At 52.2% G+C, this 12,744-nt stretch carries 13 protein-coding genes; 12 read left to right on the top strand and 1 reads right to left on the bottom strand.

Going from position 1 to position 12,744, the window contains the following annotated elements; all coding sequences use genetic code 11:
- Nucleotides 1-142 precede the first annotated feature (142 nt).
- The 12 genes from hisH (at nucleotide 143) to JTN23_RS24430 (ending at nucleotide 11,706) form a co-directional block, all read left to right on the top strand.
- Nucleotides 143-730: an imidazole glycerol phosphate synthase subunit HisH gene (gene hisH, locus JTN23_RS24485; RefSeq protein WP_247237750.1), complete on the top strand. Its 588-nt coding sequence runs from the start codon at nucleotides 143-145 to the stop codon at nucleotides 728-730.
- On the top strand, nucleotides 727-1,449 hold the full coding sequence (gene hisA, locus JTN23_RS24480; protein WP_247237749.1) for a 1-(5-phosphoribosyl)-5-[(5-phosphoribosylamino)methylideneamino]imidazole-4-carboxamide isomerase: 723 nt from the start codon (nucleotides 727-729) through the stop codon (nucleotides 1,447-1,449). Before hisH ends, hisA begins: the two co-directional genes overlap by 4 nt.
- Nucleotides 1,450-1,462: 13 nt before the next feature.
- Nucleotides 1,463-2,242, top strand: a complete 780-nt coding sequence (gene hisF / locus JTN23_RS24475) for an imidazole glycerol phosphate synthase subunit HisF (RefSeq protein WP_247237748.1) — start codon at nucleotides 1,463-1,465, stop codon at nucleotides 2,240-2,242.
- A gap of 80 nt (nucleotides 2,243-2,322) precedes the next feature.
- Nucleotides 2,323-2,937: a bifunctional phosphoribosyl-AMP cyclohydrolase/phosphoribosyl-ATP diphosphatase HisIE gene (hisIE, locus tag JTN23_RS24470; protein WP_247237747.1), complete on the top strand. Its 615-nt coding sequence runs from the start codon at nucleotides 2,323-2,325 to the stop codon at nucleotides 2,935-2,937.
- A 12-nt stretch (nucleotides 2,938-2,949) separates the two neighbouring features.
- On the top strand, nucleotides 2,950-3,285 hold the full coding sequence (locus tag JTN23_RS24465; protein ID WP_247237746.1) for a phage holin family protein: 336 nt from the start codon (nucleotides 2,950-2,952) through the stop codon (nucleotides 3,283-3,285).
- A gap of 159 nt (nucleotides 3,286-3,444) precedes the next feature.
- Complete coding sequence (locus JTN23_RS24460; RefSeq protein WP_247237745.1) at nucleotides 3,445-3,831, top strand: hypothetical protein; 387 nt, start codon at nucleotides 3,445-3,447, stop codon at nucleotides 3,829-3,831.
- The gene (locus JTN23_RS24455) at nucleotides 3,812-4,588 is read left to right on the top strand and encodes a phosphoglycerol geranylgeranyltransferase (protein ID WP_247237744.1); all 777 of its coding nucleotides are present in this window, start codon (nucleotides 3,812-3,814) and stop codon (nucleotides 4,586-4,588) included. Before JTN23_RS24460 ends, JTN23_RS24455 begins: the two co-directional genes overlap by 20 nt.
- Nucleotides 4,589-4,741: 153 nt before the next feature.
- Complete coding sequence (locus JTN23_RS24450) at nucleotides 4,742-4,948, top strand: hypothetical protein (RefSeq protein ID WP_247237743.1); 207 nt, start codon at nucleotides 4,742-4,744, stop codon at nucleotides 4,946-4,948.
- 69 nt (nucleotides 4,949-5,017) lie between these two features.
- Complete coding sequence (locus JTN23_RS24445; protein ID WP_247237742.1) at nucleotides 5,018-5,650, top strand: SprT family zinc-dependent metalloprotease; 633 nt, start codon at nucleotides 5,018-5,020, stop codon at nucleotides 5,648-5,650.
- Entirely contained in the window at nucleotides 5,613-9,023 is a 3,411-nt protein-coding gene (porU, locus tag JTN23_RS24440) for a type IX secretion system sortase PorU (protein ID WP_247237741.1), read from the top strand. The genes JTN23_RS24445 and porU overlap by 38 nt, the downstream gene beginning before the upstream one ends.
- Before the next feature lie 109 nt (nucleotides 9,024-9,132).
- Nucleotides 9,133-10,326, top strand: coding sequence for a type IX secretion system outer membrane channel protein PorV (gene porV / locus JTN23_RS24435; RefSeq protein WP_247237740.1), 1,194 nt, complete (start codon nucleotides 9,133-9,135; stop codon nucleotides 10,324-10,326).
- Nucleotides 10,327-10,422: 96 nt separating this feature from the next.
- Complete coding sequence (locus JTN23_RS24430; RefSeq protein WP_247237739.1) at nucleotides 10,423-11,706, top strand: M16 family metallopeptidase; 1,284 nt, start codon at nucleotides 10,423-10,425, stop codon at nucleotides 11,704-11,706.
- A gap of 194 nt (nucleotides 11,707-11,900) precedes the next feature.
- Here JTN23_RS24430 and JTN23_RS24425 read toward each other — a convergent pair whose 3' ends face one another.
- Nucleotides 11,901-12,641, bottom strand: a complete 741-nt coding sequence (locus JTN23_RS24425) for an MIP/aquaporin family protein (protein WP_247237738.1) — start codon at nucleotides 12,639-12,641, stop codon at nucleotides 11,901-11,903.
- Nucleotides 12,642-12,744: the final 103 nt, after the last annotated feature.

The raw sequence follows: 12,744 nt of genomic DNA, 5'->3' as shown, positions 1-12,744 counted from the left end.
TCATCATCGTCCCCATCAAGGCATTAATAATATGACACCCATCCAAATGGCTCAAAAACAGCATCCGCTGTGGACAAATTTTGCCCTTGCAATAACCTAATTAACCAATACAGTTAATCACTAAAAGCTAATACCTAAAAACTTGAAAACCGTCATTATCAAGTACAACGCCGGCAATGTGCAGTCGGTCATGTACGCCCTCGACCGCCTGGGTGCAGGGTACCTTTACACCGACGACGAAGCCGAGATACGTACAGCCGATAAGGTGATTTTTCCGGGAGTAGGAGAGGCCAGCACCGCCATGAGCTACCTGCGGGAGAAAGGCCTGGACCAGCTGATTCCTTCGCTGAAGCAGCCCGTACTGGGTACCTGCGTAGGTATGCAGCTCATGTGCCGCTACTCCGAGGAGAACAATACTACCTGCATGGGTATTTTTGACGTGGATGTACAGCGGTTTCCGGCTACACCCGGCTACAAGGTGCCCCACATGGGCTGGAATAATATCTTTAACCACACCAGCCCACTCACTCAGGGACTCCCCGAGGACGCCTACGTGTACTTTGTGCACAGCTACGCCGCGCCCGTCTGTGAGTACACCGTAGCCACCTGTGAGTACATCCGCCCGTTCAGTGCTATGCTGCACAAAGACAATTTCTACGCCGCCCAGTTCCACTGCGAGATCAGCGGACACATAGGCCAGCAAATTCTCCATAACTTCCTGACGCTATGATACAGATTATACCCGCTATTGACCTCATTGAGGGCAAGTGCGTACGCCTCACCCAGGGCGACTACGGCCAGAAAAAAATATATAACGAGCATCCATTGGAAGTAGCTCAGCAGTTTGAAGATGCCGGCCTGACCCGCCTGCACCTGGTAGACCTCGACGGCGCCAAGGCCAAGAAGATTGTCAACTGGAAAGTACTCGAAACCCTCTCGTCCAAGACGCGCCTGCACATCGACTTCGGTGGTGGTGTACAGTCGGACGAAGACCTGCGCATCGCCTTTGAGTGTGGGGCTAAGCAGGTAACGGGCGGTAGTATAGCCGTCAAGCAGCCTGACTTGTTTGAAAGCTGGCTAACTCAGTATGGCGGTGATAAGATTATACTGGGAGCCGACGCCCGTAATGAGAAGGTAGCCGTAAGCGGCTGGGAGGAAGGTACTACACTGTGGGTGTATGACTTTGTGGAAGAGTACGTGGAGAAAGGCGTTCGCTATACCATCAGTACTGACGTAGCCAAGGACGGTCTGCTGCAGGGGCCTTCGTACGACCTGTACCGCAACCTGCAGGACAAGTGCCCCGAGCTGAACATCATCGCCAGCGGGGGAGTGAGTGGTATTGAGGATGTAGAGAAACTGGCAGAAATGAACCTGTACGGGGTGATCATTGGGAAAGCCATCTACGAAAACCGCATTTCGCTGGACGAGCTGAAGCGCTTTCTGGCTTAAATCAACTTGACCTATGTTGACAAAACGAATCATACCCTGCCTGGACGTAAAAGATGGCCGCACCGTCAAGGGGGTTAATTTCCTGAACCTGCGCGACGCGGGCGACGCCGTAGAGCTGGCAGCCGTGTACGCCGAGCAGGGGGCCGACGAGCTGGTGTTCTTGGACATTACGGCTACGGTTGAGCAGCGAAAGACGCTCCTGGAGCTCGTGCACCGCGTAGCACATACCATTAATATTCCCTTTACGGTAGGAGGGGGCATATCGTCCAAGGCCGATGTGTCGGCACTGCTGCACGCGGGTGCGGATAAAGTATCGATCAACTCAGCGGCGGTACGCAACCCGGACCTGATCACGGAGCTGGCCCTTGAGTTTGGTAGTCAGTGCATCGTGGTAGCTATTGATACGCGCTACATTTCACTGGGTGAAGGTATGCCCGAGGAGCACATTGTGCACACCCACGGCGGCCGTAAGCCTACCGAGCTACGTACCATACCTTGGGCCAAGGAAGTAGAAAGTCGCGGTGCGGGCGAAATACTGCTTACTTCCATGGATGCCGACGGTACCAAGAACGGCTTCGCCCTGGAGCTGACCGCTACCATTTCGGCCAATGCCAATATTCCGATTATCGCTTCGGGCGGAGCGGGTACTATGGAGCACTTTCGGGAGGTATTTACAGCCGGAAAAGCCGACGCCGGACTGGCCGCCAGTATTTTTCATTTCAGAGAAATTCCTATTCCTGACCTGAAAAATTACCTGCGCGAGCACGACCTCCCCATGCGGATGACAAATTAAGTAGTAGCGGTTAGATGATTAGGTGTTAGCTTTGAGCAAATACATTCAGATTTATAGAGTATTACCCATTTCTCCCAGATATGAATACAGACCTTACTACCATAGATTTTGCTAAGTCAGCGGACGGCCTTATTCCCGCCGTAGTGCAGGATGCCGTGACCGGCAGAGTACTGATGCTGGGCTACATGAACCAGGATGCCCTGGTAAAGACCCAGGGCGAGGGCAAGGTAACCTTCTTCAGCCGTAGCAAGCAGCGCCTCTGGACCAAAGGCGAAACCTCGGATAACTTCCTGCACGTAAAGCAGATCCTGGTCGACTGCGACGGAGATACGATACTTATCAAAGCCGATCCGGCCGGCCCTACCTGCCACACCGGGGCTGACACCTGCTTCGGCGAAACAAATACCGGTAAAGCGTCGTTCCTTAATTATCTGCAGAAACAGGTAATCCGGGAGCGTAAGCTAAATCCATCGGAGGAGTCCTATACCAGCAAGCTATTCGGACGTGGTGTTAACAAGATCGCGCAGAAGGTTGGGGAAGAGGCAGTAGAGGTCGTAATAGAAGCAAAGGACGAAAATCCGGATTTATTTAAGAGCGAAGTAGCTGACCTGCTCTTCCATCTCCTGGTACTTCTGGAGCACAAAAACGTTGATTTGGATGAGGTAATTGACGTACTTGGCACTCGTCACCGCTAAACTTTTTCGAATATGAGCTTACTGATTCGTCTGGTCATTAATACCCTGGCCGTTATCTTGGCCGAAAACCTACTGCCCAGCGTGTATATTGATGGCCTTGGCACAGCCATTGTTGTAGCTATCGTGTTAGGCTTACTCAACACCTTTCTTAAGCCTATCCTCCAGATCATGGCCCTCCCGCTAACGATCATGACGCTGGGCCTTTTCTACTTCGTAGTCAACGTATTTATCATATATCTGGTAGATTTCCTGGTGGCTGGCTTTGATGTAGGCGGATTCATTTCAGCCTTGTTGTTCAGCCTTATTGTCTCGGTAGTATCCTCTATACTGGGGGCTATTCTGGACTAAAGAGCCGGGCTTACTATATAGTACCTGACAATACCAGAATAATACAGGGATAAAGGTAGGGTAGAGCATAAAACAGAGGGTATGCGTACTGTTCCCTTCGATCAATTCATTACTTTTCTTTAATTTTAACCCCCGACGCTACTAACGTACGCTTATCTGATGAGTTTCACGTTTGATAATACATCATCCAGCTATCAGCCCTTTTCGTTTGATACAGAGGAACAAAAGAAAAAATTACAGGCACTGGCAGAGCACTACCGGGCGCAGATCGAAGCACAGTGGGGTGAGGTAAAAGACGATACTATCTACTACGGTAAGCATGCTATAGTGATCGGAGGAGTAGTAGCGGGCGTATATCTGATGATGGAAGCCCTGCTACCCAACGAAGACAAACCCGTTGCGGATAAGCCACGTAAAGAAAGCAGCAGCTCTATGGGCGGCGCTTTGCAGGGACTGGCCTTATCCATAGCCCTGGCCTGGGCAAAAAAGAGGCTAACTGATTTTTTGGAAGCAGAGCATAATACGAATGCACAAAGCGAACTCTAATATATCGACACTACTCGCGGAAAAGCAGAGCGAAGGAAGAAAATCCTTTGCGGTACTTCTGGACCCTGACAAGGTCGATATAGATACATTTCCGGATTTTTTACAGTATGCTCAGGGCGAAGGCGTTGACTTATTTTTTGTAGGAGGTAGCCTGGTTACCCATTATGCTATTGATAAGCTCATTGCAGCCATTCATGCGTATACCTCTATCCCTGCGATATTATTTCCGGGCAATAGCCTGCACATAGATCCTTCGGCCGATGCTATTCTGCTCCTGTCCCTGATATCGGGCCGTAACCCCGAGCTGCTTATTGGCCAGCATGTCATTGCGGCACCTATTCTACGTAAAAGCGGGATTGAAATTCTTCCTACCGGGTACATGCTCGTCGAAAGCGGCAAGCTTACCACCGTTTCCTACATCAGCAACACCATCCCCATTCCCCGCGATAAGGCCAGCGTAGCAGCCTGCACCGCACTGGCTGGTGAGATGCTTGGCCTCAGGTACATGTACCTCGACGCCGGTAGCGGCGCGCAGGAGCCCGTACCGCCCGCCATGATCAAGGCCGTCCATGACGTAACATCAACACCCCTTATTGTGGGTGGAGGAATCAATACAGCCGAAAAAGCCTACCTCGCTCTGGAAGCCGGAGCCGATGTAGTAGTGGTAGGTAATGGTATCGAGCGCAATCCCAATCTGTTACCTGAGGTGGCCCAGGCAGTCAAAGCCTTTAATACTCAGTCAGAACGCATCCTGTAATGCTACTTTAAGCAGTAATTGTTGTACAAATTCTAGCCATCGCATTATTTTCTAAGGAATTTTTAAGTTCTTAGAAAAATACAACGCTTCATGTATTGACATATCCAATTTTGTACTACTTTTGTAGCACAAACCTTAAAAACACCGCAAAAAATGAAAAAAGTACTTGCATTCGCATTCGTAGCTACAATGGTAACTTTCGCAGCTTGTACAAGCAAGCCTTCAGAAGAAGCTGCTGACACTACTGCAGTTGGCGTTGACACTGCTATCGTTGATACAATGGCTGCTGACACAATGGCTACTGACACTACAATGTCTACTGACACTGCTGCTACTGGCACTACTGGTGGTCAGCAGTAATCAGACGAAAGTCTAACAGAAATGGGAAGCCTTATGTAAATAAGGCTTTTCTTTTTTTATTCAGGGTTCATGGACATATCTACCGTTCTAACCAGACACCTTCCGACCACTACATTGGCTTACTGTGAGCAGCTCTGGCAGCAGTATGATTTTGACCTGCACATATCACGGCCCCGCCGTACCCGCTTCGGCGATTTTATGGTGAAGCCCCCGGCCCGGCCGCGGATCACGGTCAATGTTAATCTCAATCCTTACAGCTTCCTGATCACCTACATCCATGAAGTAGCCCACTGCGCTGTCTACCGTCAGTACCCCGGACGGATGTCCCGCAAAAGGGTAGCTCCCCATGGACCGGAATGGAAGACCCTGTTCAGCGACCTGCTGCAGCCTGTACTCCATGAAGAGGTACTTCCCTCTGATATACTTCGCCCTCTGCAGCAGTACGCCCGCAACCCCAAGGCCTCTACCGGCAGCGACCCGGCTTTACTACTGGCTCTCAAGCAGTACGATACGGCCGGAGAAAATAATAAAATGCCTCTGCTGCATCTAAACGAAGGGGCTGTTTTCGTTTTTCAGAAGAGAGAATTTATCCGGGGAACGTTGCGCCGTACCCGTGTACTCTGCACCGAAAAGGCATCACAACGCCGCTATACCATTCCTGCCCATGCGCTGGTGGAACAAAGTGAACTTTGTCCTGAATAACATACGCTACGTCGTGCAGCTCTGGGTACTGGTCTGGAGCTTACTGGCTGCTACTGCTCAGGCCCAGCCCACCTCTGTACTTGCGGAAGGTAGCTGGCGCAGGCTAAGTACTACCCAAACCGGTATTTATAAAATCACCGCACCGCTACTGCGCAGGATGGGCTTTGACCTGACTACGCTCAATCCCCAGTACCTGCAACTGTACGGGAACGGAGGGGCGATGCTTCCGCAAGCCAATAGCGCGCCCCGCTCTAGGGGACTTACTCAGCAGGCGGTATGGGTCACCGGACAGGACGACGGCCGGTTTGACGAAAACGACGTACTGTACTTCTACGCTGAATCACCGCATCAGGTCGTGTACGACTCAACCCGCGCCGCTTTCCGGCATCAGATCAACTACTACGCCGATACGACCTACTACTTCCTTACAGCGGGTAAGGCTCCGGGACTACGTGTTACGGGTCTTGCCAGTATCAACGCCGAAGGTGGTGACGTAGTAGATCAGTTTGATGATTACTGGTATCATGAGGAGGAGTCGGTCAATCTGCTGCAGTCGGGCCGGGAGTGGTGGGGCGAGTACCTGGGCCTGAGTAGCCAGCTTAGCCTGCCGGTACCGCTGACTGGCCTGGTACCCGGTACCGAAGCCCGGCTCCTGACCCGGGCCATCGCCTCCGCGCAGGTAGCAACCCGCTTTCGCTGGCAGGTCAATGGGCAGGAGGTAGGAGAGCAGCCTGTAGGTACGGTATCCACCTACCGCTATGACCTGAGAGCCCAGATTGCCGAAAAAGACTACCTGTTCAAAGTACCTGCTTCTCCTCCGTCTGCTTTTTCGGTGGGTGTACAGTTTGATAAAGGTGGCCAGGCCAACGCACAGGCTTACCTCGACTACATAGCCCTCCAGATCAGGCGGCGCCTGCAGCAGTACGACGGCCAACAGGTCTACCGATTTCTGCCCGCTGCTCGTGATACAGTACAATACCGCATCCAGACTACCTCACCCGACTGGATCTGGTGGGATGTAACAGTACCTCTGCACCCACGGCAGGCCCTGCTCCAGCGTACCTCAACGGGCATAGCTCAGTTTGGGGCACAAGGGGCGCGTCAGGTACGTACCTACGTGGGGTTTCTGCCGCAGCAGGCCCTCGAACCACCGGCCTGGCAGCCTGTACCCAACCAGAATATATACGCCAGTACGGTACCTGACCTGCTTATCGTTAGCGCCAGAGCCTGGGAAAAAGAAGCCCAGCGACTGGCTCAGCACCGACGACAGCATGATGGGCTGGATGTACTGGTTGTTACCACGGATCAGGTATACAATGAGTTTGCGTCCGGGCGGGCTGATGTATCGGCTATTCGCGATTTTGCGCGGCACCTGTATCAGCAGGCGCCCGACAAGCTGAAGTACCTCCTGCTGCTTGGCGACGCTACCTACGACTACCGTAATCGCAGCCGCACCCAGTCGGCCGCTCAGCAGCAGGGCTGGGTACCAGTCTACGAAAGCCGTGAGTCGCTGCACCCGGTATTTACCTACTCCTCGGACGATTACTTCGGCTTTATGAAAGACCGGGAGGGATACTGGCAGGAATCTACCTCCGGCGATCATACCCTCGATATAGGCACAGGTCGTCTTCCCGTCAAAACAGCTGATGAGGCTCGCGTTGTAGTGGACAAGCTCATTCACTATGACACCTCCCCCCGTACCCGGGGTGCCTGGCGCAACCGCATCGGCTTTGTGGCCGACGATGGCGACGGCAATATTCACCAGCAGCATGCCGACGAACTAGCAGGTATCACGCAGCCCTACCTGCTTCCCCAGCGCCTGTTTATAGATGCCTTTCCGCAGCTTACTACTCCGGAAGGCCCCAAAGCGCCTGAGCTCAACGCGGCTATTGGCCGAAACATCGAAGAAGGTACCCTGATCCTGAACTATACGGGGCACGGTGGCATCAGTGGCTGGGCTGAAGAGCAGGTGCTGACGCTGGCTGACATCCAATCCTTGCGGGGGTACAACAACATGCCCCTGCTCGTAACGGCTACCTGCGAATTTGGCCGCTACGATGATCCGGCCCTGGTGTCTGGGGCGGAGCTTATGGTACTGAGTCCACGGGGAGCGGCCATTGGAGCCGTTACTACTACGCGGCCCGTTTTTGCCAGTACTAATTTTGCCCTGAATAAAGCCTTCTACGAAGTACTCACTACGGTAGGTACCAGCGCACGCATGGGAGATATAGTCAGGATCACGAAGAATAGGAGCCTCAGCGGCAGCCTCAACCGTAACTTTACCCTACTGGGCGACCCCTCCATGCGGCTGGCCAGGCCAGAGTACGAGATACAGTGGGAAGCGATCGCAGATACACTGCGTGCCCTGCAAAAGGTAAAGCTAACCGGCAGGGTTGTTCAAAAAGGCTCCGCGTCGGCCGTAAGTACCTTTGAGGGTACGGCGCGCGTCACGCTGTTTGATAAGCCTGTCAGCTTCCGGACCGCCGGCTCCGAAAGTACCCCAGCGACCTATAGCGAGTACCGTAGCCGGCTTTTTGATGGTCAGGTTAGTATCAGGAACGGCCGGTTCAACGTGGAGTTTGTAGTACCCCGCAACATCGACTACCGGTTGGGCAAAGGGCGGATCAGTGTGTACGCCGTCAGCACGGACAGCCTCAGCGATGCTGCCGCGCAGCTAGGAGTGGTGGTAGGTGGTAGCGAAAATAGTCTGACAGACCGTACCCCGCCCCAGATCAGGGCGTATCTCAACGACAGCAGCTTCCGCGATGGACAGGTAGTACCTGCTTCCTCGGTGCTATGGATTGAGGCCTCTGACGAAAGTGGTATCAACGTATCGCAGGCCGGGCTGGGGCACGAGCTGCTGGCTACCCTCAATGATTCGACTACTTTTGTACTGAACGACTATTTTGTTGCCCATACCGACGACTACCAAAGAGGTACGATTCGCTTTCCGCTGGAGGGGCTTCCTCCGGGCCACTATACCGTACACGTAAAAATATGGGATACGTATACTAACTCTTCCGAAACCACGTTGCGTTTCATAGTTGGCCCCGAGTCTGGAATCAAACTAGTGCGGGCCCATGTATTCCCTAACCCCTTTCAGGAGCAGCTGTCGTTTGAGTTAGAACATACCCGTGACAGTGAAGACATTGAGGTCTTCTTTCGGATCTTGAGCGTATCCGGCCAAACACTATGTACCTACCGCTGGATATATTATACAAGTGAAAAAATGATACGTGAGGCTATTCAGCCCAAAGATCTATCCTCACTACTGCCTACAGGCTTTGGCATGTACCTGTATGAGCTATCGGTTCGTTCTGTCAAAGATGGAAGCACCGACCGGCGAAGCGGTAAGCTGCTTATGGCACGGTGATTGAAGTGAATTGTTGTAAAAATTTTAATTATTCTGTTACTTTCGTCGTAATTTTGACTTCCCTGTCCGAGCGTACCCCGTGGGCCTCTGCCAGTAAAACCAAAGAAACATGAAACGTTTTTTCGTTAGCTTATCTTTATTACTTTTCTGGGCAGGCAGTCTACTTGCTCAACCGCTTACCACCGACACCACTCGGCGCATTCCATACTCAGTACTTAATTTCCTCAACTTTGCTCCTGATGCCCGTAGTGCTGCCTTAGGTGATGCCGGTGTTGCCCTCAGCCCGGATGCTAACGCTACCTTCTGGAACGCTGCGAAACTTCCTTATGCAGAAAAAGACTTTGGTGTATCTGTGTCTTATACCCCATGGCTTCGTAACCTGGTAGATGACATGTTCCTGTCCTATATTTCGGCCTATAAGAAGGTAGGTAATGGACAGGCCGTAGCATTCTCTATAAACTACTTCAATAACGGCGAGATCGACCTTCGTAACAACCAGGGCATGAACATAGGCTACTTTGTAGCTCAGGAACTGGCCGCTGCGGGTACTTACAGCCGCCAGCTTTCTCAGAACTTCTCGATGGGTCTGACGCTGAAGTACATTTACTCTAACCTGGCCGGTAATGCCGTGGTGAGTGGCTTCTCGGTACGGCCGGCTCAAACAGCCGCTGGTGATATCAGTGCCTACTATAAGAAAGAGTTTTCGAACCTCGAGACCGGTAGCAACCTGACCTGGTCGTGGGGAGCTATGATCTCCAATCTGGGAGGTAAAGTATCTTACGGTAGCGAATACAGATCTTTCATTCCAACCAACCTGAAGATAGGTACTGGTATATCGTACACTGCCGACGGCCGTAACCGCTTCAACTTCCTGCTGGATGCCAACAAACTAATGGTACCTACTCCACCGGTATGGCAATACCAGGGAGGACAATACGTAGCCGTACGGGGCCGCGACCCACGCGAACTACCTCTGATGAGTGGTATTTTTGGCTCCTTTGCTGATGCTCCTGACGGATTCAGCGAAGAGCTTAAAGAGATTTCTCTGTCGACGGGCGTAGAGTACTGGTACAACAATGTGTTTGCTGCTCGCTTTGGTTACTTCGGCGAAAGCCGCATGAAAGGTGACCGCAAGTTCTTTACGGCTGGTTTTGGCCTTCGTTTTCAGGAGATGTACGCACTTGACTTTGCTTACCTGATGCCGGTACGCCAGGGTAGCCCACTGGCCCAGACCCTGCGCCTCTCACTCTCCATGAGTCTGAACAAAAAAGGAAAAGCTGGCCTGGATGCCGTGGATGAATAATCAGAACTAAATCTGCTACGGCAGAGTTTTTATACTAGTACGAATGACGTCCCCTTAGGATGTCATTCGTTTTTTATAGCCTTCTTGACTACGCCTATGCAACTAGATAGAACTATCGCGCCCTCTTATCGCATTATCCGATCCATTCACCTGCCCGACGCCGAAACCGTTACGCTTGACAATGGTATCGTTTTACATGTTATTAATATTGGTGACCAACCCGTCGTAAGGCTGGAATGTATATTTGATGCCGGTACCTGGTACGAGTCACAACCCGGTGCCTCCTACTTTGCCATCAAAATGCTGCCCGAAGGTACCCTGACCCGTAGCTCCGCCGGTATCAGCGAAGCTTTTGACTACGTTGGCGCCTTTACGGAAATGACCCACTCGGCCGACCGCGCCGGTATTATGGTATACTGCCTCACCCGTTTTCTGCCCGAGGTACTTCCCCTGGTACAGGAGCTGATTGCCGCAGCTACGTTTCCTGAGAAAGAGTGGGAGGACCTTCAGAATATCACTTTACAAAACCTGCGCGTTAACCAGGAGAAAAACGCCTTCCTGGCTACCCGGCAGCTACGGGCCAGCCTGTACGGTACCGAGCATCCGTACGGTCGCAGCCAGAGTGAAGAGCAGATTAATCAAGTGAGTCGCGAAGCGGCCCAGGCCCATTATGAGCAGCATATCCGCAACAGCAGTTACCGGATTATCCTGTCGGGTCAGGTCGGACAGCAGGAGATACAACTGGTAAACCAGTACCTGGGGCAGGTACAGGGCCTTACTACGCCCTCCGAAGCGGCGCTCGACTCGTCGGTATTACCCGCCGGAGGAGGAGCCTCGCTGACAGAAAAAGCTGAAAGTTTACAGTCGTCGATCCGGCTGGGCAAGCGACTTTTAACTCGCAAGCACCCTGACTACTTCAAAATGCTCGTGACGAACGAGATTCTGGGAGGATACTTTGGGTCGCGGCTCATGAAGAACATCCGGGAGGAGAAAGGCCTTACCTACGGTATTTCATCCAGCGTCATTACACTCCGGCACGATGGCTACTTTACCATTGGTACGGATGTAAAGAAAGAGTTTACGCAACAGACTCTGGACGAAATCAGAAAGGAGATACACCTCCTGCAGACACAGCCCGTGCCGGACGATGAGCTACAAAACGTAAAAAACTTTATGGCAGGTGAGTTTGCCGGATCGCTCAACACGGCTTTTGAGGTAGCGGATCGTCAGAAAATACTCCTGCTGGATGAACTACCGGCTGATTTCTTTGATCGGTATATTGACCAGATACATGCTACTACCGCCGAAGATATCCAGCGGATCGCAAATCAGTACCTACAACTAGACGATCTGACGGAGGTAGTAGTTGGGGGAAAGTAGTGGTTAGCTGTTAGTGGTTAGTTATTAGTTGTTAGCCTTTAGCAACTCTTTATAAAGTACCATACTACAATGCCCGGATCTGTCATACAGATCCGGGCATTGTAGCTTTAGGAGAGTGTCTCACTGGCCAGAGATAATACAACCATGGGAAAGTAGTACCAGTACCTAACAGCTAAAAACTAACACCTAACAACCTACTGCAGCGCAAATACCTGCAGCATAATGGCCGCAATAGCCGCGCCTACCATAGGTGCCACTACGGGTATCCAGGCATAGCCCCAGTCGGAGTGGCCTTTCTGCGGAATGGGCAGTATGGCATGCGCTATACGCGGGCCAAGGTCGCGGGCGGGGTTGATGGCATAGCCCGTAGAGCCTCCCAGCGACAGCCCGATACTCCACACCAGCAGACCTACCAGGTAGGGGCCCAATCCGGATGGGATGGCACCGCTCTCGGGAATGGCTCCTGCCCGGCTGATCGCCACGATACCAAGGATCAGCACCCAGGTAGCCAGTAACTCGCTGATGAAATTGGGGCCGTTGGTCCGGATAGCGGGTGCTGTCGCAAAGCAGGCCAGTTTATCTCCCGGATCGGGCGTGGCCTTCCAGTGCGGCAGATAGTACACCCATACCAGAATAGCCCCCAGAAACGCTCCTATCATCTGAGCGGTAATGTAGCTGACCACCTGGCTGTAATCGTTGTGCAGCACCGCAAAACCCAGCGTAACGGCCGGATTGATATGTGCATCAGGACTCCCGAAGGCATTGGCAGTGAATACTCCCATGACGACGGCAAAAGCCCAGCCGGTGGTGATCACGACCCAGCCACCGCCTTCCCCTTTTGTTTGTTTGAGTACTACATTGGCTACTACGCCATTGCCCAGCAGTAGCAGTACCATGGATCCAATAAGCTCACCGATAAAGGGAGTAGTTTGCATAAATATTAGTAGGGTTTAGAATGAATTTTCGACAAATATGAGAATTGTATTAAAATTTCCACAGCAAATACCAGGAAGAAGATTTTCCCGCAAAAACCCTAAA

The sequence above is a fragment of the Telluribacter roseus genome, from assembly GCF_017355915.2.
In the GTDB taxonomy this organism is placed as follows: domain Bacteria; phylum Bacteroidota; class Bacteroidia; order Cytophagales; family Spirosomataceae; genus Telluribacter.
The sequence above is the reverse complement of the archived record's forward strand: the minus strand, read 5'-3'. Positions and strand labels throughout refer to the sequence as shown.

Excerpts from the sequence above, each read along its gene's own strand:
- JTN23_RS24450 (WP_247237743.1), top strand. The coding sequence starts at position 4,742 with ATGAAAAAAGTACTTGCATTCGCATTCGTAGCTACAATGGTAACTTTC.
- porV (WP_247237740.1), top strand. The coding sequence starts at position 9,133 with ATGAAACGTTTTTTCGTTAGCTTATCTTTATTACTTTTCTGGGCAGGC.
- porU (WP_247237741.1), top strand. The coding sequence starts at position 5,613 with ATGCGCTGGTGGAACAAAGTGAACTTTGTCCTGAATAACATACGCTAC.
- hisA (WP_247237749.1), top strand. The coding sequence starts at position 727 with ATGATACAGATTATACCCGCTATTGACCTCATTGAGGGCAAGTGCGTA.
- JTN23_RS24445 (WP_247237742.1), top strand. The coding sequence starts at position 5,018 with ATGGACATATCTACCGTTCTAACCAGACACCTTCCGACCACTACATTG.
- hisF (WP_247237748.1), top strand. The coding sequence starts at position 1,463 with ATGTTGACAAAACGAATCATACCCTGCCTGGACGTAAAAGATGGCCGC.
- JTN23_RS24430 (WP_247237739.1), top strand. The coding sequence starts at position 10,423 with ATGCAACTAGATAGAACTATCGCGCCCTCTTATCGCATTATCCGATCC.
- hisIE (WP_247237747.1), top strand. The coding sequence starts at position 2,323 with ATGAATACAGACCTTACTACCATAGATTTTGCTAAGTCAGCGGACGGC.
- JTN23_RS24455 (WP_247237744.1), top strand. The coding sequence starts at position 3,812 with ATGCACAAAGCGAACTCTAATATATCGACACTACTCGCGGAAAAGCAG.
- JTN23_RS24465 (WP_247237746.1), top strand. The coding sequence starts at position 2,950 with ATGAGCTTACTGATTCGTCTGGTCATTAATACCCTGGCCGTTATCTTG.
- JTN23_RS24460 (WP_247237745.1), top strand. The coding sequence starts at position 3,445 with ATGAGTTTCACGTTTGATAATACATCATCCAGCTATCAGCCCTTTTCG.
- JTN23_RS24425 (WP_247237738.1), bottom strand. The coding sequence starts at position 12,641 with ATGCAAACTACTCCCTTTATCGGTGAGCTTATTGGATCCATGGTACTG.